Below are 21,807 nucleotides of genomic sequence, written 5' to 3' on the forward strand. Positions count from 1 at the left end.
TTCGTCCTTTCCTCTTGGAGGCGGGCTCCCTGTTGGGCCCCGCCACACGTGAATGCGTGCGTGAAGCGGCAATAACTGGGGCATTCATCGTCTTCGTGGCCTTCGATCTCCTGTACCTTAATGGTCGCGATCTACGCCATCTGCCGCGGAGGAGCGCAAGGCCGCCTTGAAAGAGCTGATCGCCGAAATGCCCGTCGAAATGCAGCGAGCAGTTTGAGTTGGATGGCGCCGACCTGTACCGGCGCACCTGTCAAGCCGAGTTGGAGGGCATCGTCTCCAAGATCGCCAGAGCTATGCAGGATTTTGGGTGACGAGGCGATCAGGCGGCGTGGTTTGCCGGCATGTGGATGACCTCGATGCCGTCGTTGAATCTGACACCTGCGATGACCTTCGGCAACTGATTTGTGCCTTTGAGCCGCCGCCAGGTTTTCGATGCGGCGACGACCAGCTTGAACACCATCAGCCTTGCTGTCGTTGACGACAGTGATCCTTTCGTCCGCACGGTTCTGTGCCGCACGGTTGCGAACACGCTTTCGATGGGGTTGGTCGTGCGCAAGTGATCCCAATGCTCGGCAGGGAAGTCGTAGAAGGCCAGCAGCGCGTCACGGTCCTTGGCGAGGCATTCGACCGCCCGGCCGTACTTGACGCGGTATTTCTCGGCGAAGACGTCGATCGCCGCCTCGGCGGCCGCCCGGTTCGGCGCCCAGTAGATTTCGCGCAGGTCCTTCTTCATGTTGGCCTGCACCGAGAGTGGCACCTTGTCCAGGACGTTCACGGTCTTGTGCACCCAGCAGCGCTGGTGCCGCGTGCCAGGAAAGACCTCGTCAAGCGCCTTCCAGAAGCCGAGCGCACCGTCACCAACGGCAATTTCCGGGGCGATCTGCAACCCGCGCTGCTTGACGTCGATCAGGAGCTCACGCCAGCTCTGCGTGCTCTCCCGGACGCCGACCTGAAAGCCAATCAGCTCCTTCTTGCCTTCCGGCGTCGCGCCGATCAGCACCAGCATGCATTCGCCGTGGTCTTCCATGCGTGCCTGCAGGAATATGCCATCAGCCCACACATAGACGTAGCGCCGCGCCGACAGATCGCGCTTTTGCCAGCGCTCGTACTCGCCCTGCCACTCGGCCGTCAGCCGGGAGATGACCGCCGGCGACAGGTTCGGCGCGTCCTTGCCCAGTAGGGCCGTCAGCGCCTCCTGGAAATCACCGGTCGAGATGCCGCGCAGGTACAGCACCGGCAACAGCGCATCCAGGCTCCTGGTCCTCCGCGCCCACAGCGGCAGGATCGCCGAGCTGAAGCGGATCCGCTCGCCGTCACCGGCCGCCCCGCGGTCTCGAATCTTCGCCCGCGCGATCTCGACCGGGCCGATGCCGGTCGCAATCGTTCGCGCCGGGCCGTAACCATGCCGCACGACACGGGCGCGCCCGTCGGCAAGCTTCAAATCCTTCACCGTGGCAAGAAACGTCTCGACTTCGATCTCGACGGCCTGCGCCAGAAGCTGCCGCGCACCAGTTCGCAGAATATTGGTCAGTGGATCGTCGATATTGTCGGGCTGACGAAGGGCAACAATATTGCTAGTCTCGTTCATGGCGTATCGCTCTCCTTGAGAGGTTCTGGCAGGCTCGACACCCGCCTCGATACGCCGCCTATCTCATTCCGTCATCACCCACTTTCCCGCATAGCTCAGATCGCCAACTCGTCTTGCTAGGCTAATCGCGAATTGCCCTGCCCCACCCTGTTTTGCAGCCGTGATCCGAGCGTGGCCAACTTATTCGTAGCTCGTCACCGTAGCTACGAGAACCTCGGGCTTGCTGTGAGAAAGCTGCCGGCAATTCAATATCCTGGCTGCTCGGGTTTGGAGGAGTGGATAACTGCACAACCAATCACACAGGCTCGCAAGCCGGATGAGTGTTGGTACGACCCTACCATCAGCAGAGCCTCCGTGCCGATCCGCACGCGAGATTGAATGCCAGCCAAAATCGTAGTAGCGTTGCTGCCTTTCTACATCAGTGTCATCGTGGCGGCCGCAAAGTGGACGCGGATGGCTGCTTCGATATGAGGTCGTGAAACCGGTTGGCCCGAGCATCCCCAATGTCGCAGCCGGAATTTGAAGCGCACTATGCCGCACTGAAGCGCGAGATTGATGCTCTTGAGGCGGACCTCGCGAAGCCAAAAGCACGCAAGCATTTTGCAGACGTGAGGCAGCGGATCGAAACGCTCTACGAGACGTTGCGAGAGAACCATCTGCTACTGCACACCGTCCTCGAAAACAGCGCCGCGAGTATTTACGCCAAACGCAAAGATGGTCGCTATACCTTCCTCAACCGAGGCATGGAGATGCTGTGCAACGTGACTCGGGGGCAGTGCCTCGGCAGAACAGACTTTGACGTGTTTCCCATAGAAATCGCCCAGCAGTATCGAAGCAATGACGTCGCCGCCATGATGACGGGCAAGCTGTCGGAATCCGAGGAAATGTCGAAGACACCTGCAGGTGACCGGTTTCTCCTGTCCAAGAAGGTGCCGCTGATTTCCGACGCCGGCGAAGTCCAGGGAATTTGCGGCATCTCGACCGACATAACGGACCTGCGACGGACCGAACGCGCCCTGCGCGAGGCGGTTGAGACGCTGCAGCGCGAACGAGACAACAAACTGCTGAATGTCGAGGCGGCCACAGCGTCCATCGCCCACGAAGTACGCCAACCCCTGACGGCCATTGCGACAAACGGCGATGCGGCAATAAGCTTTCTTGAAATGACGCCGCCCGATCTTGACGAGTTGCGGGCGATTCTGAATCGGATCATCACCGATTGCCATCACGCGAGCGAGGTCTTCGACAGCATCAGTGCCCTGTTCAAGAAGGTCGATCACAGCAGAGGACCGGTCGATGTCAACGAGATTGCACGTGGCGTGCTGCAATCGCTTCACGGACAGTTGAGGGATCACGGCGTCGCGACCGAAACCGAACTTGCATCCGATCTGCCGCTGGTCGAAGGGCATCAGGGTCAGTTGCGACAGGCGGTCTTCAACCTGGTCCACAATGCGATCGAAGCCATGGCCACCACAACGGATAAAAGACGCCTGCTGCGGGTGAGCACACAGCCTCGGGGTCGCAACACAATCGCGGTCGCAGTTGAGGATTCAGGACCTGGGATTGATCCTGGACGTTTGAACAACATATTTGATGCATTCGTCACGACCAAAGCGAATGGAATGGGATTGGGCCTCGCGATCTGCCGCATGATCATTCAGCGTCACGGCGGTCAACTTTCGGCATCGTCAGACGGCAGGACCGGCGCGCGCGTCCAATTCGTTCTGCCGGTCGGATTGGTGGATACTGCACACGCGCGGAACGTCAGCCATTGACTGTTTCGGTTTCCTGGCGAACGAGGAGGCCGGATGAGTCCGCCAGCCGCCATAGCGCTCGATCGTGTAACCAAGGTCTACGACAAACCTGTCGTGTCCGACATTTCGTTGGAGGTGCCGGAGGGAAGCTTCGTCACGGTGTTGGGGCCTTCCGGCTCTGGCAAGAGCACGATATTGCAAATGATCGGTGGCTTCCTGCAGCCGACCGCAGGCCGTATTCTCTTCGCCGGTACGGACATGACGGCGCTTCCGCCCAACAAGCGGCCATGCAACACGATCTTTCAGGACCTCGGCCTGTTTCCGCACATGACTGTTGCCGAGAACGTCGCCTATGGTCTTAAGGTACGCGGCGTCGACCCAGCCACGCGGCGCAAGTGCACGGCGGAGATGCTCGCTATCGTTGCTCTTGAAGGCTACGAGCGGCGCCGCATACACCAGCTTTCCGGAGGCCAGCGCCAACGCGTGGCGCTTGCCCGAGCGCTGGTGCTCGACCCTGCTGTTCTTCTGCTCGACGAGCCATTGACGGGGCTCGATGAGCGATTGCGCCAGCAACTGCGCGGCGAGATCAGTCGTCTGCACCGACGGCTCGGCGCGACCATCCTTGCCGTCACTCACAATCAGGATGAGGCTCTGTCTCTAAGCGATCGAATTATAGTTTTGCGAGCGGGCCGCATCGAACAGATCGGTACGCCGCGCGAAGTCTTCGAACGACCGGCCAATGCCTTCGTCGCGCGGTTCGTTGGGTTCGACGCAATATTGAAGCCGGAGCGTGTCGATTCCGGCATTGCCGACTGGCATGCGCGCGTCACTGGACGAGATATCCGCTGTGAACCGCCCGTCAGCCGTGACCCGGCGAACGGTTATGTGCTGGTCCTCCGACCCGAGCGGATCAGGATCGCACACCCAAAAGAACGAAGTGATCTCGGGCCGCTCACGGTCATTTCCACCGCCTACAAGGGCCGAGACGTCGAGGTTGAGAGCCGGTTGGTTGACGGTCAAGCGCTCAAATTTCTCATCTCCGCAGATCCGGGTGTCGCGGTACCCGCATCAGGCAGCAGCATCGAGATTGTTTGGGAACCCATGAAGCCGCTGTTGCTACCGGACGCGCTGGTCGAGCCCTGATATCTGCCCAGCGACGCCTCTGCGAAGGCGCCTGAATTATGATATGCATCAAGCCGGGAGGCTCCTGAGGAGCTTGGACAATGGCGCACAGCATCGGGAATGGCTCTCCACCGGGCGTATTCTCCCAGTTGACACGCCGCCAGCTTGTTCAGAACGGTGTTCTTGGCGCTGGCGCGCTGGCAGTCGGAAGTTTGGGCCTACCGCGCGCTGCCCGAGCGTTAGATGAGATCAATTTTTGGGCAACTGGCACGCTCGATATCGGCGACGACGGGTGGAGAACCTTTGCAAACGACAGCGGTGTCAAAGTCGACTTCACCGATAACGGCAATGACCCGGGGCCGGTCGTTGCCAAGCTGGCGGCTGGCAACGCAAACGACATTTATGATGTCGCAGGGCTTCAGGGAGGCAGCGAAAAGGAACTGGCGAGACGCGGCCTTGTTGCGCCCTGGGACATTTCGCAAATCCAGAATTATGCGAGCGTGTGGCAGTGGGCGAAGGACATTCCCTACCTGACCCACGATGGCAAGGCCTACGGAATTCCGACCGTCATCAATGCCGATTCCATCATCGCCGTAAGAGGCAAGGCTGGCAGCGTCGACAGCTACGGCGCCATCTTTGATCCGAAGCTGAAGGGCAAGACCGCCATGGAAGACGCCTGGATCAACAGCGTCATCTTTACCGCCATTTATCTGAAGAACTCCGAGAATGCGAAGATTGACGAGCCCGGCAACCTGACCGCTGACGAGCTCGGGCTGGTCATGGAATTCCTGATCAAGCACAAGCGGGACCGCCAGTTCCGCACATTCTGGAACGGTTGGGAACAGGGTCTCCAGCTCTTGGCCAACCAAGAGGTCTGGGTGATGACCGGCTGGGAACCCATTGTTTATGCCGCGCGGATGCGGGGTGTCGATTGCTATTATGCCGTGCCTAAGGAAGGCTACGAGGGATGGGCTAACAATACCATCCTGCTGAAGAGCGCGGTGGTCCGCGGGCGTACAAAGGCGGCCCATCAGTTGGTCAATGCCCTTTTCTCGGGATTCTACGGCTGCAAGCTCGGCCTGCTGCGCGGCTATGTCGTTCCCACCGACAACAACGTCGCCTACGCGACGGCTCATACGAATGCTTTCGATCCGGCGAGCGTCCGGAAACTGGCCGAGCATGTGAAGCAAAAGTTTGCCGGCAAGATCTATTGGCAAAACACCCGGCCGGACAATTTCCAGCTCTACGAAACATGGTGGCAGAGATTGAGGAACGCGTAGTGCCTCACGAACCAGGGCTCGGCGAAAGCGTGGGCGCCCGCTGGCGGCCGGCGGGCTTCCTCCTCGCGCTCCCGTCGCTCGCGGTCTTTGTTGGGGTGGGCTTCATTCCGCTGGCACTGATCGCGACGTGGAGTTTCTGGAGCTTCGATCCTGATACCTACTGGATCAAGCCCGCCTGGTCGTTCGCGTCATATGCGGCCCTCCTCGAGAACGGACGAGCAACCGTTTTTCTGCGCACGGCGGGCCTCGCCGCACTGACCGCTACGGCTTCCACGCTGCTCGCTGTTCCGGCCGCGGGGGTCGTCGGTCTGTTGAGCGGACCGCGCCGGGCTGCGCTCCTCCTCGCACTGTTCACCATTCCATTCTTCACGAGCGGCCTCGTGCGCGCCTTTGCATGGCGCCTCGTGCTTGGTCGGCAGGGCGTCATCAACAACGCGCTAATGAGCCTTGGAATTGTGGAGACTCCAGTCGAATGGCTTTTGTTCTCCGATTTTGCGGTCCTGCTGGGGATGGTCGCCGCCTATCTGCCATTCGCTATAGTTCCCATTGTGCTGGCATTCAAGCGGATCGAACATTCAGTGATTCGTGCAAGCCAGGACCTTGGTGCAGGCTTCTGGACCGTGCTCGCAACCATCGTCTTACCGCTCGTCCTGCCAGGAATCGTGGCGGGCTTTCTGTTCGTATTCGTCGTCGCCGTTGGCACGTCGATGGAGATCCAGCTTCTTGGAGGGGCTGGGGCTTCTTCCATTTCCATCATGATCGACGATGTACTGAGAGTGGTGAATTTCCCCCTCGCCTTCGCCATCGCTACGGTCGTCATCACTCTGCTCACCGTCCTCATCATCACCGCAAATCGCGCGCTCGGGCTGTCGCGCCTGTTCGAAAGCCTCGGCATATGAGCTTCGATGCAATCATCACGGGACGCACCAGCGGCGGCCGGCTTTTGTTCACCGCTATCACGGCGCTGAGCCTAGCAATCATGTATGCGCCTGTTCTGTACCTGCTGCTTGCATCGCTGAATCCGGACGTGCAGCTTGGTCTCGTTCCGCCGAGCCGCTATAGCCTCAAATGGTATTTTGCGCTTCTCGACGATGGCCGCCTCGCCGGGGCTCTCAAGGAAAGCGTGCTGGTCGGGCTCGCAACAGCCGCACTGGCGACGCCGATCGGCCTCTCCGCTGCGCTCGCCTACCGGACGATGACGCGCCTGCGCGGCGTATTCCTCCTCGTCATTCTCTCGGCCATGTTCGTCCCGGGTACGATTGAGGGCCTCGGTCTGTCGGCGACTCTGAGAGTTGTCGGTCTCGCCCCATCTTGGGCCACCATCGCAATCGGACACCTTCTGTGGACGCTGCCGTTCGTCGCTGTGGTCTCGCTCATCGGCCTGTTGGCGGTGAGGCCCAGCACCATCGCGGCGGCCCGCGACCTCGGCGCCGGGCCGATACGGACCTTCGTCGACATAACCCTGCCGCTTATGCGCACCAATCTCATCTCAAGCTTCGTATTTGCATTTCTCCTTTCACTGAACGAGCAGGCGCGCGCCTACTACCTGGCCGGTCGCCAGAACACGCTTCCGCTTTATATGTTCGGCGCGATGAATTCGGGTGCCTCGCCGACCATCTACGCATTTTCAGGCGCGATCATCGTCATCTCGGTCGCAGTCGTCGTCCTGGTCTTTGCCGGCCTAGTCCGAAGTTTGCGCTTGGTTTGACCTGAAAGACGAATCCTTTCGGGCGGATGGGCGGAGAGTAGTTTGCAGTTTGTATCCATGTAACGGGGATTCCCAAATCAGTCGAGATGTGATTCGATTTGGGAATGTTCATCGAGACGATTCCCAATCGAGGCTCGCCGCCTGCGGTGCTGTTGCGGGAGGCGTATCGCGACGAGCATGGCCGCGCGCAGAAGCGGACCTTGGCCAATCTGAGCAAGCTGCCGGTGGATTTGATTGGCGGACTGAAGGCTCTGCTCAAGGGCGGCACGGTGATTGGCACCGGACCGGACGAGATTCAAATCGAGCGCTCACTGCCTCACGGCCATGTTGCAGCGGCGCTCGGGACGATCCGCAGAATTGCACTGGATCGGCTGATTTTAAGCACGACGAAGGATGAGGCATCGCGACGCCATTACGATCTGGTGGTAGCCATGATCGTTGATCGGTTGATTGCGCCACGCTCGAAGCTTGGCTTTGTACGGGCGGTGGATCAGGAGACGGCAATCTCCAGCCTCGGATCGGTTCTGCGCCTGGGCAAGGTGAAGGAGCGCGAGGCCTATGAGGCGCTCGATTGGCTGGTCGAGCGCCAGGCGCGGATCGAGACCGGCTTGGCGCGGCGACATCTCCAGGACGGCGTGCTGGTGCTCTACGACGTCAGCTCGTCCTACTTTGAGGGCCGCTGCTGTCCGCTGGCGCGCTATGGCCATAGCCGCGATCACCGGGGCGACCGGCCGCAGATTGTCTACGGGCTGCTCTGTACGCGTGAGGGGCTGCCGATTGCGGTTGAAGTCTTCGACGGCAACACGGCCGATCCGAAGACGCTGAGTTCTCAAGTCCAAAAGATCAAGGATCGCTTCGGGATCAGCCGTATGGTGTTGGTCGGGGATCGGGGAATGATCACCTCGGCACGCATCCGCGATGATCTCAAGCCGGCGGGCGTCGATTGGATCACCTGCCTGCGCGCGCCGGCGATCCAGGCTTTGGCGGCGGAGAACGGGCCGCTGCAGCTGTCGCTGTTCGATGACCGCGATCTCGCCGAAATCAGCGCCCCTGACCTGTTCCCAGGCGAGCGGCTGATCGTCTGTCGCAATCGCGATCTGGCAGCCGAACGAGCGCGCAAACGCGAGGATCTGCTGGCCGCGACCGAGCACGAACTTGCCCGCGTTCAAGCGCAGGTCCAGCGCAAACACTCTGCGTTGCGCAGTTCCGCCCAGATCGGCATCGCGGTTGGTGCGGTTTTGGACCGCAAGAAGATGGCCAAGCACTTCGACGTCGAAGTGGCCGATGGCTATCTCTCATGGCAGCGACGGATCGAGCAGATCGAGGAAGAGGCTCGCCTCGACGGCATCTACGTCATCCGAACCAGCATACCCGCTGGGCATCTCGACGCTGCAGAGGCGGTTCAGGCCTACAAGGACCTGTCGCGAGTCGAACGCAGCTTCCGGTCCATGAAAACCATCGATCTCGAAATACGGCCGATCCGCCACTGGACGGCACAGCACGTGCGGGCCCATGTCTTCCTGTGCATGCTGGCCTATCACGTCGAATGGCACCTGCGAGAAGCCTTGGCGCCGCTGTTGTTCCACGACACCGACCTTGAGGCCGCCCGGGGAGAACGGACCTCTCCCGTCGCCAAGACCGAACCATCTGAGGCGGCGAAGGCCAAGAAGGCAACAAAGCGATCAGCCGACGGCCATCACGTCATGAGCTTCGATGCGCTCATCGCCCATCTCGGCACGCTGGTCCGAAACACGATGCGCGTGCCCCTTCACACCAAGCATCGCTTCATGCTCCATTCCACACCAACCTCCGTCCAGGAGGCCGCGTTCAAGCTGCTCGATCTTGACCCGCTGCGTGTCCAGTAATTGAAAACACCGACCGTCAACTTATCGAGTCGGATCAATCCCTTGCACACTTCCCAAGCGAAAACTTCGGCCTAGTCTAGTGGGGCAGCAGAGCCGGCGGTAGGCGCCTTGGCCGAGACACAGGAACGGCGGCAAGAAGCGCGCAGCTGTGCCGGCATTCTCGACGAAGAGCTCGAGCGTGAGCGGCTGCGCCGCGTGCCGGCGTTGGGAATCCTCCCGCCGCATCCGTAAACCGTGAGGTGCAGTTGGCCGGCTCGGCCCGATCATCCGCCATTCAATGCAGAATCCCAAACGCTTGAGACAGTTCACCATCGCCTGCGTGTCCTCGCTCCAGAGAGCACCGCGTAGGACGACGGGATTGCTCGCAAGAGCGGCCAGAATCAAGGCACGATTGGTGAGGCTCTTCGAGCCCGGCAGGACGACGGTTGCATCGGTCCGACGACTCAGGGGGACAATTTCGATGAGGTCCGGCAGCATGTCCGAGAACTATGCGTCGCGCGCGCCCCGCTTCCGCAACGGGTCAAAAGCGGCGGTCGCAGCAAGCGCGGCTCGGCGTCCGGTCTACCAGCGACAGCCGACATCACGATGGCTTAAGCGCTCTTTGGCTTTGGGCACAGGGACTTATGGACTGGACAAATTGCGAGTTGAATGCAGCGCCCACGTTCATCGCGCTCTCGTGCCGGTGGAGGAGCCGTTCACAGGATCAAAACCTTACATCGGCCTATGACTTGTTCGATCGCTTCGTTTCGAAAACGGGTTCAGAGTGGGAAAGCAGGAAAGACTTCGAAACGAAATGTCAGGCAGCACGTTGCCATTCTCCCCGTCACCGGTGCCATAGGGCCGGTTTAGAAGGAAGTCTCGGTTGCCGAGAGCTGCCTCGGGTGTTGGAGTATTTTTCGTCGGCGAGCTACTTCTCTCCCGCCTTTTGTTTCAGGCTCATGCACGTGATGAACCGTATTGGGTCAGCGTCAGCCGCGGCGTAAATGGTGCAAGGTAATTTCCGGCGGGCAATTGAGGCGCACGGGAACGACGCTCGAGCCGGCACCAACGGAAGTATAGCCGGTCATATCTCTGTACTGCCAAGGCCCAGCCCCCATCCGTCTTGGCAGTACCGCCTCAAGCTTGATGGGAATGGATCTGGGGAGACAAATCTGACCGCCGTGGGTGTGTCCGCTCAGCATCAGATCAAAGTTGGCATGGGCAGCCTGATGATAGACCTCCGGTGTGTGAGACAACAAGATCGAGAACTCACCGCGGGGTATCGAGAGAGCGGCTTTTTCGATGTTGTCCACTCTGAAGAAATGTGCATCGTCGATTCCCGCCAGATAGATCCGTTGGTCCTTGCGAACGATTGTTTCGCATTCATTGAGCAGCACGCGAATGCCCATGGCTTCGAGCCCGGGAACCATCTGAATCGTATCGTGGTTGCCGAGCACGGCATAGATTGGCTGTTTCAGATGAGTTGCCACTCGCGCGACACCATCCAGCGCGGGCTGGAACGGCCCAACAGTCCGACCCCGATAATCGCCAGTTAGGACACACACATCGTACTGCATGCTGCCAACCAGCTCGATGAGTCTGTTCATGGCAACTTCATTCATATCCACGTGAAGGTCGCTAACGTGGAGAATGGTGAAGCCCTCAAAGAGGGGCGGTAATGTCTTGAACCTCATTTCGTTTCGTTTGACGAGAATGCGTTCTGCATTCTGTCGTGCACGCCAGTAGAGCCCTGTTGCCTTCAGAACATTTCGAATGATCCACTCGGCCCAAGATGAGTTTTCAAGGTGAAAAAATGTGAGGCCCTGGCCAAATACCTGAGCTTCGTGATCTCTCTCAACCCCCAATCGCTGCCGGGCATGGAGCGGCCCGAGACGGATCTCGAGTTTGCGCAGAATGTCTTCGTCCACCAGCTAGTCCTTTTGAACGGCCTTCGGGTAGATATAGCGTATTCTCATGAGGCCAAGGTCAACCCGACAGTGGCTAATTCCCAGGCTTCCACTGAATGTCGCCTTGGGTCATTTGGCTCGCGCACTGCAACAAACTGCATCGCTATTCGATCACGTCGGCGCAGCCGAACAGCGACAGCGACTTCAGGTTGATGGATGAGCTCGACCGTGGTGCTTTGGATGACCGGCGCAAGGCGTTCCACTGAAAGGCGCTCACAATAGTCAATAGACGATCGAACTAACGTCGGATGCAACGTCTCCCTCCGGCGAGGGCCGCCTTGCACGCGGTTGTCCAGGCTCGGTGAGGACATCACCGAGACGCTGGAGGTGATCCCGAAATCCTGGAAGGTGATCCAGCACGTCCGTGAGAAGTTTACTTGCCGTGATTGCGAGAAGATCAGCCAGGCCCCGGCGCCGTTCCATGTGCTTGCCCGCGGCTGGGCGGGGCCAAGCCTGCTGGCGATGGTGCTGTTCGAGAAGTTTGGTCAACATCAGCCGCTGAACCGGCAAGCAGAGCGCTATGCCAAGGAGGGTGTGCCGATCAGTCTGTCGACCCTGGCCGACCAAGTCGGCGGCTGCACGGCGGCGCTGGCACCTTTGTTCAAGCGCCTCGAGGCCTATGTGCTGAGCGCCGAGCGATTGCACGGGGACGACACCACGGGTCCCGGTCCTGGCCAAAGGCAAGACCGATACCGGCCGGATCTGGGTCTATCTGCGCGACGACAAGCCTTTTGGCGGGCCGGCCCCGCCGGGGGCGGTGTTCTATTACTCGCGCGATCGCGCCGGCGAGCATCCCCAGGCGCATCTGGCCAACTACAGTGGAATCTTCCAGGCCGATGCCTATGGCGGCTATGGCAGGCTTTACGAACCGGGCCGCAACGCAGGTCCGATCCTGGAAGCCGCGTGCTGGGTCCATGCCCGGCGGCCGTTCTTCGTGATGGCTGATCTGGCCGAGAACGCGCGTCGCAAGGCTCAGGGCAAGAAGCCGGCAGTGATCTCGCCGCTGGCGCTGGAAACAGTCCGCCGGATCGACGCCTTGTTCGAGATCGAGCGGACCATCAACGGTCAGAGCGCCGAAAGGCGCCAGGCAGTTCGCCAGGAACTCAGCGCGCCGCTCGTGGCCGATCTGCAAGCCTGGATGCGCGCGCAACGCGCCAAGCTCTCGCGCAGCAACGATGTCGCCAAGGCCATGGACTACATGCTCAAGCGCTGGAGTGCGTTCACCCGCTTCCTCGATGACGGCCGCATCTGCCTGTCCAACAACGCGGCCGAGCGTGGCGTGCGCGGCATCGCTTTGGGTCGGAAGTCGTGGTTGTTCTGCGGCTCGGATCGCGGCGGCGAGCGTGCCGCGGTGATGTACAGCCTCATCGTCACCGCCAAGATGAACGACGTCGATCCGCAAGCCTGGCTCGCCGACGTTCTGGCACGCATCGCCGAGCATCCTGTCCAAAGGCTCGACGAGCTGCTGCCCTGGAATTGGCGCTCCGCCATCCGGAACGTTGATCAAGCCGCCTGAGCCGAAATGACCCGCGTGCGGTCTTCGCCGGCTTTCAATTACCCACATTTAGCCGAGTGGGCTGAGGGAGCGCATAAACTGTTGCATCGCAGGAATCGACCGTGATTCCTTGTCTGGCACCGATTCGCGGGGGCGGTGCCAATGGACGGAGAAGCAGGCGCATGGTTTGATCGTGAGCTCGCGGGCTGCAGCCTTGCCGACGAGCGCCTGAACAAGCGGCTCCGCAAACTGGTGGCGCAGATCGGGAGCGCCATGGGAGAAAGCATTCCGCTGGTTTGCCAGGATTGGGCCAACACAAAGGCTGCCTATCGTTTTTTCTCCAACGACCGGGTCAGTGAGGCGGACATTCTGGCAGGCCACTTTCAATCGACGCGTGAGCGCACGATTGCCACAGGCGGTGCTGTTCTGGTGCTCCATGATACAACCGAGTTCAGCTATCGAAGGGAGGACTCAGACGCGATCGGGATCACCAAGAGCATAAACAGCGGCCGGGACAAGGCCGGCCGCCTGAGATCGCACACGGTTTGCGGCATCCTGATGCACTCGAGCCTGGCGGTAACGACCGAGGGGCTGCCGCTTGGACTGACGGCCGTCAAATTCTGGACCCGAAAGAAATTCAAGGGGACTGCCGCGCTTAAAAAGAAGATCAACCCGACGCGCGTTCCCATCGAGAAGAAGGAGAGCGTCCGATGGCTGGATAATGTCCGGCAATCCACAGAGCTGCTGCGCGATCCGGGACGATGCATCCATATCGGTGATCGCGAGAGCGACATCTATGAGCTGTTCTGCGCGGCTCGCGAAGCTGGAACGCATTTCGTGATCAGGACTTGCGTTAATCGCTTGGCTGGGGATGGGGATCACACGATCGCCGACGAAATGGACGAGGTCGCCGTCAAAGGACTGCATCGCATCGACGTCAGAAACAACAACGGCGATCCCGATGAAGCCGTCCTTGAGATCAGATATCGCAAGATTCGCGTCCTGCCGCCAATTGGGAAGCAGAAGCGCTATCCTGCGCTGATCTTGACGGTGATCCATGCCGAAGAGCGCGTAACGCCGAAGAACAGAAAGAAGATCGAGTGGAAGCTGATTACAGATCTGCCTGTGGGCTCACGCGCCGACGCAATCGAGAAACTCGAATGGTATGCCTTAAGATGGAAAATCGAAGTCTTCCACAAGATCCTCAAATCGGGCTGCAAAGCTGAGGAATCGAAGCTCCGGACCGCCCAGCGTCTGACCAACCTGATCTCTGTCTTTTGCATCCTCAGTTGGCGGGTCTTCTGGATGACGATGCTCAATCGCGCAGCTCCAGGGGCGCTACCGACTCTTGCGTTGACCGCAACTGAAATCGCCCTGCTCGATCGACTCGTGAATGACAAACCGCAAGCTCGACGGAAAACCCTCTCACATTACCTGGCCAAGATCGCCAGGCTCGGCGGCTATCTCGCCCGCGCCCACGATCCTCCGCCCGGCAACACGGTCATGTGGCGCGGGCTATCGCGCCTGACCGACATCGCGCTGGGGGCCATAGTCGGTGCAGAAATTGTGGGTAATTGAAAGCTTCGCCGGATGCTTACCTAGCTGTGTGTCGCGCTCGCAGATCAAATGTTATGGAAGAACTCAGGCCGATATCCGAGTTCTGGGCGAAAGCAAGTTCGCATCATCCGCTCCTGTAAAGGTCCGCTTCGCTCATTAAGCGGATGTGTTGAGGTAGTCGCTTTTGACCCTGAGCCGCCGTTCAGACGCGGGCGGCTTCATGCCACTGCTGAAAACCGGCCAGATCCCGTCCAAGCGACTGGCTAAGAGACCAGCCACGCTCGTGCACCGCATCAACTACCGGTGTCTGTCGGGTTCTTCGGCTCGGAGCTGGCAGTGATCTCGCGAAGTGTTGCTCTGGCAGCCTGTAGATCCGCTGTCCCAAAACCCTCAGTGAATTGGCTATAGAGCGGGATGAGCAGGTCGTGAGCCTCGCCGCGCCGACCTTGTTCGCTCCACAAGCGTGCAAGGCGTGTCGCTGCGCGCAACTCCCACAGCTTGGCACCTTGCTGGCGCGCGGTTGCAACCGCCTGCCCAAACTGTGCTTCCGCGGTGGTCGGTTCGGCTTTCTCCAGCCGCAGCATCAGCTCGCCCATCACCCGATGAAGCTCGGCCTCGAACCATCCCTCGCCGGTTTCTTCCACGCGGTCCAGCGCCTTTGCAACCAGCTCCAAACCTTCCTCCACTGCGCCCAAACAGCCGCACGCCTCAGCCTGCAGGCCGAGGAAATACGGCTCATAGAGACCAGCCCCGGTGGCACGCCATGCCGGAAGGCCCTGCCGAAGCTGCGTGAGCCCTATCTCCGCTTCCCCCGACTGAGTCAGAGCCCAACCCCGGATTACCGTGGCGGGCGCGAGGAAATGCGGAAATCCCTGTTCGGTCGAGAGCTCAACCAGTGCTTCGGCTCGGTCCTTCGCCTCACGCCACGCCAGACAATACTGCTCGAAGAAAGACGCGAACAAAAGGGCGTAAGCCACCGTGTTGAGGTGAGCGAGCTCACGTGCCGCATCGAGCGCTTCGCGGCTCCGCGTCCGGGCCTGCTCCGGATAGCCCAGCGCAAACAACGTCCATGAGAGCCCCGACAGCGCCGCCACCCGCGGATCCTGCACGTAGAGAGAGGCGAGCGAGTGATGCTGCTCCCGGTCATAGAGGGCAAGCGTCCGCTCCAGATGGACGCAGGCAGCCGGCAGCTCGCCGCGCCATAATGCACCGGTCCCGCAGATGCGGTGAGCAACCACCGCTGGGGACGTGTCATTATGGTCCCGCGCCCGGCGAAGAAACTCGTCTGCCACGCTTCGCGCGGCGTTGTGCTCGCCCCGCACGCCGTGGAACACCCATTGACCGTAGAGCACGGGCCAGAGCTGGGCGATGGCACCGAGCTGCTCGCAGAGCTCGCGAGCACGGGCGTTGGCCCGCCCGGCTTCCGGCGCTGCCCAGCCTTGCGTTGCCATCAGTGCCACACCCAACGCCACCTGGAGGTCCAGTTCTCGCCGCGGGCGGTCGACCTCCGGCAAGCCCACAAGCAGGTCCAACCCATTCCGCAACTGCGCCAGCGCTTCAGTCATCGCCGAGCGCGTGATGGCTCGCTGTCCCGCCCTCAGCCAATACTCGATCGCCGGTTCGACCAGCCCGGCCTCCATGTAATGGTGGGCCAGAAGTTCGGGCTGCACCTGCACCCTCTCCGGAAAATGCTGCTCAAGCGCGGCAGCGATCCGGGCGTGCAAGCGCTGCCGCTTCGCGCGCACCAGCGTGGCATAGGCGGTGTCCTGCACGAGTGCATGCTTGAAGCTATAGGTCGCCTGCGGCGCCGTTCCGCGCCGGAACACCAGGCCCGAGTCGACAAGCTCGTCCAACCCCGCCTGCAGATCGCTCTCCGGCAGCGCGGCCGCGATCGCGAGCAGTTCGTGAGAAAATTCCCGGCCAATAGCGGCTGCGACCTGGGCCACCTCCCGGGCCGGAGCCAGCCGGTCGAGCCGCGCCAAGAGCGACTCCTGGAGCGTGGCCGGGATCGCCATCGGCGGCAGCGGCCCGGCGAGCGCGTAGTGGTCGCCCTCATCGCGGAGCAAATTGGTCTCCAGCACCGTCCGCGTCAGTTCCTCGACGAACAGCGGCACGCCGTCCGTCTTGGCAACGATCTGGTCGAGCACGGCAGGGGGTAGCGCCTTGCCGCCGCTCAGCCGCGCGACCATGGCCGCACCCTGTCGACGGCTCAAGCGGCTGAGGGTCAGCGCGGTGACATGGGCATAGCGCATCCAAGGCGGCTCGAACTCGGGCCGGAAGGTCATGAGGACGAGTACGCGGGCGCCTTGCACCCGGTCGACCAGGAGATCGAGCAGCTCGAGCGAGGTCGGATCTGCCCAGTGCACGTCCTCGTACATGGCCAGCACGGGCCGCCTTGCTGCGAGCCCCAATACCTGAGCGACCAGCTCCTCGAGCGTCCGCTCCTTCTGCCGATGCGGGCTCATCTCGAGGGGCGGGTACCGCGCACCTGTCTCGAGCGACAGTAACGCCGCGAGCAGCGAAGCCACTGCCGAGACATCATCGGTCGATAGCGCAAGCAGCGCCTCGAGCTTGTCGAGTCTCGTTGCGGCGGGATCGTCCGCGGCGAAGCCCGCCGCCCGCTCCAGCAGGCCGATCACCGGATAAAGCGGGCTGGTCTGATGATGCGGTGAGCAGTAGTGGCCCAGGGTGGTATGCGGCTCATCTTCAAGTCGTCCGCGCAGCGTCCGCACAAGGCGTGATTTGCCGATGCCAGCCTCGCCCGCCAGCAGCACCACCTGGCCTTCACCCTCCTTGGCTCGCTCCCAGTGCTCGAGCAGCAGGCCGATCTCATTTTCGCGGCCGACAAGCGGCGTCAGACCTGCCCCGTGCAACGCCTCGAACCGGCTCTCGGCGGCGCCTTCCCCGACCACCCGCCACGGCCGGACCGGTACCGGAAATCCCTTCAAGATCTGCATGCCGAGCTCGGCGAGTTCGAACAGCCCGCCAACGAGCTCCCGGGTGCGAGCGGAGATCACCACCGTGCCCGGGTCGGCCCAGGCTTGCAGCCGCGCCGCGAGGTTCGGCGTGTCGCCGACCACCGTCTCCTCCCGCGCCGCGCCTTCGCCGATTAACTCGCCGACAACCACCGGGCCGGTCGCGATACCGACCCGGGCCGCCAGTGTCTCGCCATGCGCCGATTCCAGGCTGTGCACCGCCGCGACTGCAGCGAGGCCGGCCCGCACAGCGCGTTCGGCCTCATCCTCATGGGCGCGCGGATAACCGAAATAGGCCAGCACACCATCCCCCATGTACTTTGCCACGTGTCCTTCGAACCGCGCGATCGCGCCGGTCACTACGCTCTGATAGATCCGCAGGACTTCAGCCATTTCCTCCGGATCGAGGCGCGCCGCGAGGGCGGTCGAATCGACCAGGTCGACAAACATCACCGTGAGCTGGCGGCGCTCGGCCTCGGGTGCAAGCCAAGCCTTTTCGGAGATAGTGGTGGGTGCGGACGTGGCAGGAGTGGTGGCCGAAATTGAGCCGGCACGCAGGGCAGCAATGGCGGCGAGCAGCTTGCGGCGATGGCCGATCGAGGCGACGCCGAGCCCGATTAAATCCTCGGCGGTGAGATCGGCCAGGACCTCGGCGTCGACGTCGTTCTCGCGGAACGCCTGCTCGTACTGTCCCAGCCCCAAACCACGCAGCCAGGCCGCGACGTCCATGGGCTCATCTCCGGCTCGGCCGTCCTCAGACGTCCTCAGAGCGCTAGGTACTCCAGTCTATCTCAAAATGCCGTGCGGTGGGCGCGGTGAAACGTCACGAGTTGACTGCTGAGGAAGGTCAGCTTCTGGCCCTTTCTGCGACGTGCCAGTCTGACCGAACGTCCGGGCTGCTTCGTCATTCGACAACCCTGACAGGAACGTAGAGGCATATCAAAAAGTTAGCCGACTGGGCTGGATCCTGGGAGCGAGACGATGATCCGCCCTATATGCGCGATCACCTGTTTGTCCACATCGGCATTCGCCGAAGCTTGCATTGCCTCTCGTTATGGTTACAGCGGCGGCCGAACAGCATCGGGCGAACAGATGGATCCAAGCGCAATGACCGCAACGCATCGGACCAGGCCATTCGGCTCTCATGTCACAATCACCAATCACCTCACACCCGACCGGTCGAAGCGTCACGGTCCGGATAAATGACCGGGTCCGTTCGTGAAGGGAAGCTGCATTGACTTATCCACCGGCGCTGCGCATGTGCTTGGGATCGGCGGTACTGCGATGGTCTCACGTCGCTGAAATAGAGGCTGAAGTCCCGCTGTGATTCACTTCCGAGAGGAGCAACGATATGAGCTCACAAACAGCCGATGAAGTTTTCATCAGGACAGACTTGAGCGCCTTCATGACCGTTGGCAACATCATTCCGCCCCGCGATCCCGATGAAGAAGACGAAGAGGACGAAGACGACGAAGAAGAGAACAGCGCCGATGAACCGGCGGTCGTGCGGGAGCCGGACGAGGATTGATCGTGGATGTCTGAGACGTGCATGTCCCACCGAAGGTGAGCTTAGCGTCAAAACCGGCCGATCCTCGCAAGACTATGCTTCATTGGCGTGAGAAGATCAGCTTTCACAGGCAAACTGAGCTCACTCGCGTTCGCAGTTTACACTATCGGACGCTCTGGCCTCAAAATCTCGACCCGCATCCCCTGATGACCTTAAAGCTAGACTTAAGGTCACACGCTTCGCGAAATACCACGCGTCAGACAAGACGGCGCTCGTCGGATGCGTACGAAGAATACGCCGATCCACGAGTTGTTCGGAGGTGCGAGGCTATCTCCTCCCGGGGCTGGACAGCGCCGCCTGCAATTATTTCAAAGCGGGCGGCGGTGTGTTTCCGGACGTACGAAAAGGCCCCAGTCCGGGGCTGGACCGACTGGGGCCTTTGCGTTTCAGCGCTACTGATCTTTGTAGATCGTTACCAGAATGCACAGGGGGCGAATTGGTTCCGGCCTCGGGCCTGTTTGCTCCTCGCGCTCGATCGTCTCAGCCGGGAACAAATGCTCTGAAGTTGCGTTAACCGCCACCTTCACGCGGGAGAATGGGTCGATTACTATTTAAGGCAAGCCGAAGTTGCCTCCCGGTTCGCTCTCGCCGAGTCTGATCCAGAAAAAGCACAGGCCATGCATATCTTGGCTCTGGAGTTTTTCGAGAAGGCCGAAGTGGCGAAGACCAAGCGATCCCTCCCGCCAACCAAGTCGCCGATCCGCTGAAAGTTAGGTCGCATGTTCGTCGCCGTGGCAATGATGGTGGCGATCACGGGCGGCTTGGGATTGTTCATGCTAGCAGTCACGCTGGCGGCCTTCTCTTATTTCGACGGGCGATCCAAGCGCGGCACAAAAAAACGGCCTCAGCGAGGGTAATGCTGAGGCCGTGATGGGGGTCTAACAGCTCCGACGGGGGCCGTCAGAGCGGTTATTGCAACGTTTCAGATCGCCACTTGTTCCGGGATGGAGAGCAGGTAAGGCAACATAGAACAGACCGTCGCGCTCAACGCAGGCACAGCAATCCGACGTTGGTGACGAGAACGATGAACCCGGTCATCGCAACGCACAAAAACAACGCTCAATGAAATCCATCAGACGCCCTCGCCATTCCCAGCAAAGACATACTTCCCCTCCACGTCGGCTTAATTCACAATCTATAATTGTACGGATCATGTCCCGGGATGCTGCTCCGACCGGTGCCTCCAGTTCGATGTCGTGCCGCCAGCGGAGAGAAGATATTTGCCTGGAAGACGCGCTGACGCGCTGGAGTATGAGGCTATCCGCTCTCAACCCCATTGCAGACCTAAGCCGGACATCGGGGCAACTGAGGTGGCCTCTCAAATTCGTGAAGGAACGAGTTATTTAATTTGATTTAATTCTGCGGCGACTATTTAATATCTTAGCCGCAGCTGGAGGAACAACATGCCCTCGGATCAAGATGATCGCCGTCAATTTCTAAAGAACTGTGGGAGATTCGCGGTTGTGACGCCGCCCGCCATTACGGCGCTACTCTCGACCTCTCTTACCAGCACGGCAATTGCGCATTCCGGGGGCGGCCTGGTCTCCCGGCATGAACACGAGCACCACGAACACCATCATGAACATCACCATCATGATCGTGACTGAAAGAAGGGCCGCCCAAGGGGCGGCCTTACTCTTTGTTCATTGGGAAATTTAGGCTCCTCTTGAAACGCTTGCGATCCAGTGCCGCGCGGGTCTCGAAGAGGGCGACAATCGATCCGATCAGCGTCAGCGAACCGCGGCTGCGCGAACCTCAATGTCCGCCAATGGAATGGTCCGGCCGTGCTCCGGCCCTGCCAGCACGACAAGCTGGTAAGGGGCGCCCAAGACAAGGAGCACGCCATGTCTCAGAAACTCAGCTCAGCGATCGCCGTGATAGGCATCGATATCGGCAAGAACTCGTTCCACATCGTGGGCCACGATCAGCGCGGCAATCGTGCTGCGGCAGAAGTGGTCACGCGGCCAGGTAGAAGCACGGCTCGCCAACCTGCCTCCGTGCTTAATCGGTATGGAGGCCTGCGTCGGCGCGCATCATCTCAGTCGCAAGCTCCAAATGCTCGGCCACGACGCCCGACTGATGCCCGCGAAATACGTGCGCCCCTATTCGAAGGGACAGAAGAATGACTTCCGTGATGCGGAAGCCATCGCCGAGGCTGTCCAACGCCCGACCATGAAGTTCGTCGCGACCAAGACCGCCGACCAGCTCGACCTGCAGGCGCTGCACCGCGTGCGCGAGCGATTGGTCGGCCAGCGTACCGGCGTCATCAATCAGATCCGTTCGTTCCTGCTGGAGCGGGGCATCGCCGTGCGGCAAGGCCTGCGTTCGCTGCGGTCCGAGTTGCCGGGTATTCTCGCGACGCGCACCGATGTCCTCGCGCCTCGCATGTTGCGCATCATCGAGGACCTGGCAGGAGACTGGCGCCGACTGGACGCGCGCATTGAGGACCTCTCCAGCGAGATCGAAGCATTGGCTCGTCAAGACAAAGGCTGCGAGCGACTGATGACGGTCCCGGGCATCGGCCCGATCATCTCGAGCGCGATGGTAGCCGCGATCGGCACTGGAGACGTGTTCTCGAAAGGCCGCGACTTCGGCGCCTGGCTTGGACTGGTGCCGAAGCAGATATCGACAGGCGACCGCACGATCCTCGGCAAGATATCAAGGCGCGGCAATCGCTACCTGCGCGTTCTGTTCGTGCAAGCCGCGTGGGTTGTGCTGGTCAAGGTCAAGTGTTGGGAGCGCTATGGCCTCAAATCTTGGATCGAAGCCGCCAAGAAACGATTGCACCACAACGTGCTGGCGATTGCGCTCGCCAACAAGCTCGCCCGCATCGCCTGGGCGGTTCGCGCGTCGGCTCGCCTCCTGGATCGTGACTTCCGGTCTACAGCCGACTCCGGACATCTCGCCGCAACGCACTACTGACGTGATGTGCCCTATAGGCCGAACCCGC

At 60.9% G+C, this 21,807-nt stretch carries 14 protein-coding genes and 2 pseudogenes; 12 read left to right on the plus strand and 4 right to left on the minus strand.

The features are described from left to right. Window positions 1-319 precede the first annotated feature (319 nt). Window positions 320-1,588 (minus strand): IS256 family transposase, encoded by a 1,269-nt coding sequence (locus IVB18_RS33965; RefSeq protein ID WP_247984146.1) that lies wholly within the window; start codon window positions 1,586-1,588, stop codon window positions 320-322. A 503-nt stretch (window positions 1,589-2,091) separates the two neighbouring features. Between IVB18_RS33965 and IVB18_RS33970 the strand changes: the two genes are divergently transcribed. The 6 genes from IVB18_RS33970 to IVB18_RS33995 all read left to right on the plus strand — a co-directional run bounded on the left by IVB18_RS33970 (window position 2,092) and on the right by IVB18_RS33995 (window position 9,317). Next, window positions 2,092-3,363 carry an ATP-binding protein gene (locus IVB18_RS33970; protein WP_247984668.1) on the plus strand — a complete coding sequence of 424 codons (1,272 nt, stop codon included), beginning with the start codon at window positions 2,092-2,094 and terminating at the stop codon, window positions 3,361-3,363. A gap of 33 nt (window positions 3,364-3,396) precedes the next feature. Beyond that, window positions 3,397-4,485 (plus strand): ABC transporter ATP-binding protein, encoded by a 1,089-nt coding sequence (locus tag IVB18_RS33975; RefSeq protein ID WP_247984669.1) that lies wholly within the window; start codon window positions 3,397-3,399, stop codon window positions 4,483-4,485. A gap of 80 nt (window positions 4,486-4,565) precedes the next feature. Next, entirely contained in the window at window positions 4,566-5,744 is a 1,179-nt protein-coding gene (locus IVB18_RS33980; RefSeq protein WP_247984670.1) for an extracellular solute-binding protein, read from the plus strand. Further along, window positions 5,720-6,643 (plus strand): ABC transporter permease, encoded by a 924-nt coding sequence (locus IVB18_RS33985; protein ID WP_247984671.1) that lies wholly within the window; start codon window positions 5,720-5,722, stop codon window positions 6,641-6,643. Before IVB18_RS33980 ends, IVB18_RS33985 begins: the two co-directional genes overlap by 25 nt. Beyond that, the gene (locus tag IVB18_RS33990) at window positions 6,640-7,452 is read left to right on the plus strand and encodes an ABC transporter permease subunit (protein WP_247984672.1); all 813 of its coding nucleotides are present in this window, start codon (window positions 6,640-6,642) and stop codon (window positions 7,450-7,452) included. Before IVB18_RS33985 ends, IVB18_RS33990 begins: the two co-directional genes overlap by 4 nt. A 104-nt stretch (window positions 7,453-7,556) precedes the next feature. Further along, on the plus strand, window positions 7,557-9,317 hold the full coding sequence (locus IVB18_RS33995) for an IS1634 family transposase (protein ID WP_247983291.1): 1,761 nt from the start codon (window positions 7,557-7,559) through the stop codon (window positions 9,315-9,317). Between the two features lie 21 nt (window positions 9,318-9,338). Here the strand turns inward: IVB18_RS33995 and IVB18_RS34000 are convergent, their stop codons facing one another. Continuing rightward, window positions 9,339-9,794, minus strand: coding sequence for a hypothetical protein (locus tag IVB18_RS34000; RefSeq protein ID WP_247984673.1), 456 nt, complete (start codon window positions 9,792-9,794; stop codon window positions 9,339-9,341). 491 nt (window positions 9,795-10,285) lie between these two features. Next, a complete protein-coding gene (locus IVB18_RS34005; RefSeq protein ID WP_247984674.1) occupies window positions 10,286-11,224 on the minus strand; it encodes a metallophosphoesterase in 939 nt (312 codons plus the stop codon). A gap of 95 nt (window positions 11,225-11,319) precedes the next feature. Here IVB18_RS34005 and IVB18_RS34010 point away from each other — a divergent pair, with 95 nt between their 5' ends. The 3 genes and pseudogenes from IVB18_RS34010 to IVB18_RS34020 all read left to right on the plus strand — a co-directional run bounded on the left by IVB18_RS34010 (window position 11,320) and on the right by IVB18_RS34020 (window position 14,336). Then, on the plus strand, window positions 11,320-11,469 hold the full coding sequence (locus IVB18_RS34010) for a hypothetical protein (protein ID WP_247984675.1): 150 nt from the start codon (window positions 11,320-11,322) through the stop codon (window positions 11,467-11,469). A 79-nt stretch (window positions 11,470-11,548) separates the two neighbouring features. Then, a pseudogene (locus tag IVB18_RS34015) lies at window positions 11,549-12,779 on the plus strand (IS66 family transposase); the annotation flags it as partial. A 141-nt stretch (window positions 12,780-12,920) separates the two neighbouring features. Next, the gene (locus IVB18_RS34020; RefSeq protein ID WP_247983252.1) at window positions 12,921-14,336 is read left to right on the plus strand and encodes an IS4 family transposase; all 1,416 of its coding nucleotides are present in this window, start codon (window positions 12,921-12,923) and stop codon (window positions 14,334-14,336) included. A 272-nt stretch (window positions 14,337-14,608) separates the two neighbouring features. On the opposite strand, the gene IVB18_RS34025 is transcribed toward IVB18_RS34020, so the two are convergent. After that, complete coding sequence (locus tag IVB18_RS34025) at window positions 14,609-18,019, minus strand: adenylate/guanylate cyclase domain-containing protein (protein WP_247984676.1); 3,411 nt, start codon at window positions 18,017-18,019, stop codon at window positions 14,609-14,611. Window positions 18,020-18,641: 622 nt separating this feature from the next. Here IVB18_RS34025 and IVB18_RS34035 point away from each other — a divergent pair. From IVB18_RS34035 to IVB18_RS34045, 3 genes and pseudogenes are all read left to right on the plus strand, one after another. Continuing rightward, complete coding sequence (locus IVB18_RS34035) at window positions 18,642-18,818, plus strand: hypothetical protein (protein ID WP_247991962.1); 177 nt, start codon at window positions 18,642-18,644, stop codon at window positions 18,816-18,818. A gap of 758 nt (window positions 18,819-19,576) precedes the next feature. After that, window positions 19,577-19,714 (plus strand): hypothetical protein, encoded by a 138-nt coding sequence (locus IVB18_RS34040; RefSeq protein WP_247984677.1) that lies wholly within the window; start codon window positions 19,577-19,579, stop codon window positions 19,712-19,714. Between the two features lie 987 nt (window positions 19,715-20,701). Then, window positions 20,702-21,779 (plus strand): annotated as a pseudogene (locus IVB18_RS34045) (IS110 family transposase). Window positions 21,780-21,807: the final 28 nt, after the last annotated feature.

Source organism: Bradyrhizobium sp. 186 (assembly GCF_023101685.1).
Lineage (GTDB): Bacteria > Pseudomonadota > Alphaproteobacteria > Rhizobiales > Xanthobacteraceae > Bradyrhizobium.

Excerpts from the sequence above, each read along its gene's own strand:
- IVB18_RS33980 (WP_247984670.1), top strand. The coding sequence starts at position 4,566 with ATGGCGCACAGCATCGGGAATGGCTCTCCACCGGGCGTATTCTCCCAG.
- IVB18_RS33975 (WP_247984669.1), top strand. The coding sequence starts at position 3,397 with ATGAGTCCGCCAGCCGCCATAGCGCTCGATCGTGTAACCAAGGTCTAC.
- IVB18_RS34000 (WP_247984673.1), bottom strand. The coding sequence starts at position 9,794 with ATGCTGCCGGACCTCATCGAAATTGTCCCCCTGAGTCGTCGGACCGAT.
- IVB18_RS34040 (WP_247984677.1), top strand. The coding sequence starts at position 19,577 with ATGTTCGTCGCCGTGGCAATGATGGTGGCGATCACGGGCGGCTTGGGA.
- IVB18_RS34020 (WP_247983252.1), top strand. The coding sequence starts at position 12,921 with ATGGACGGAGAAGCAGGCGCATGGTTTGATCGTGAGCTCGCGGGCTGC.
- IVB18_RS33970 (WP_247984668.1), top strand. The coding sequence starts at position 2,092 with ATGTCGCAGCCGGAATTTGAAGCGCACTATGCCGCACTGAAGCGCGAG.
- IVB18_RS34025 (WP_247984676.1), bottom strand. The coding sequence starts at position 18,019 with ATGGACGTCGCGGCCTGGCTGCGTGGTTTGGGGCTGGGACAGTACGAG.
- IVB18_RS33990 (WP_247984672.1), top strand. The coding sequence starts at position 6,640 with ATGAGCTTCGATGCAATCATCACGGGACGCACCAGCGGCGGCCGGCTT.
- IVB18_RS34035 (WP_247991962.1), top strand. The coding sequence starts at position 18,642 with ATGAGCTCACAAACAGCCGATGAAGTTTTCATCAGGACAGACTTGAGC.
- IVB18_RS34010 (WP_247984675.1), top strand. The coding sequence starts at position 11,320 with ATGTCGCCTTGGGTCATTTGGCTCGCGCACTGCAACAAACTGCATCGC.
- IVB18_RS33995 (WP_247983291.1), top strand. The coding sequence starts at position 7,557 with ATGTTCATCGAGACGATTCCCAATCGAGGCTCGCCGCCTGCGGTGCTG.
- IVB18_RS33965 (WP_247984146.1), bottom strand. The coding sequence starts at position 1,588 with ATGAACGAGACTAGCAATATTGTTGCCCTTCGTCAGCCCGACAATATC.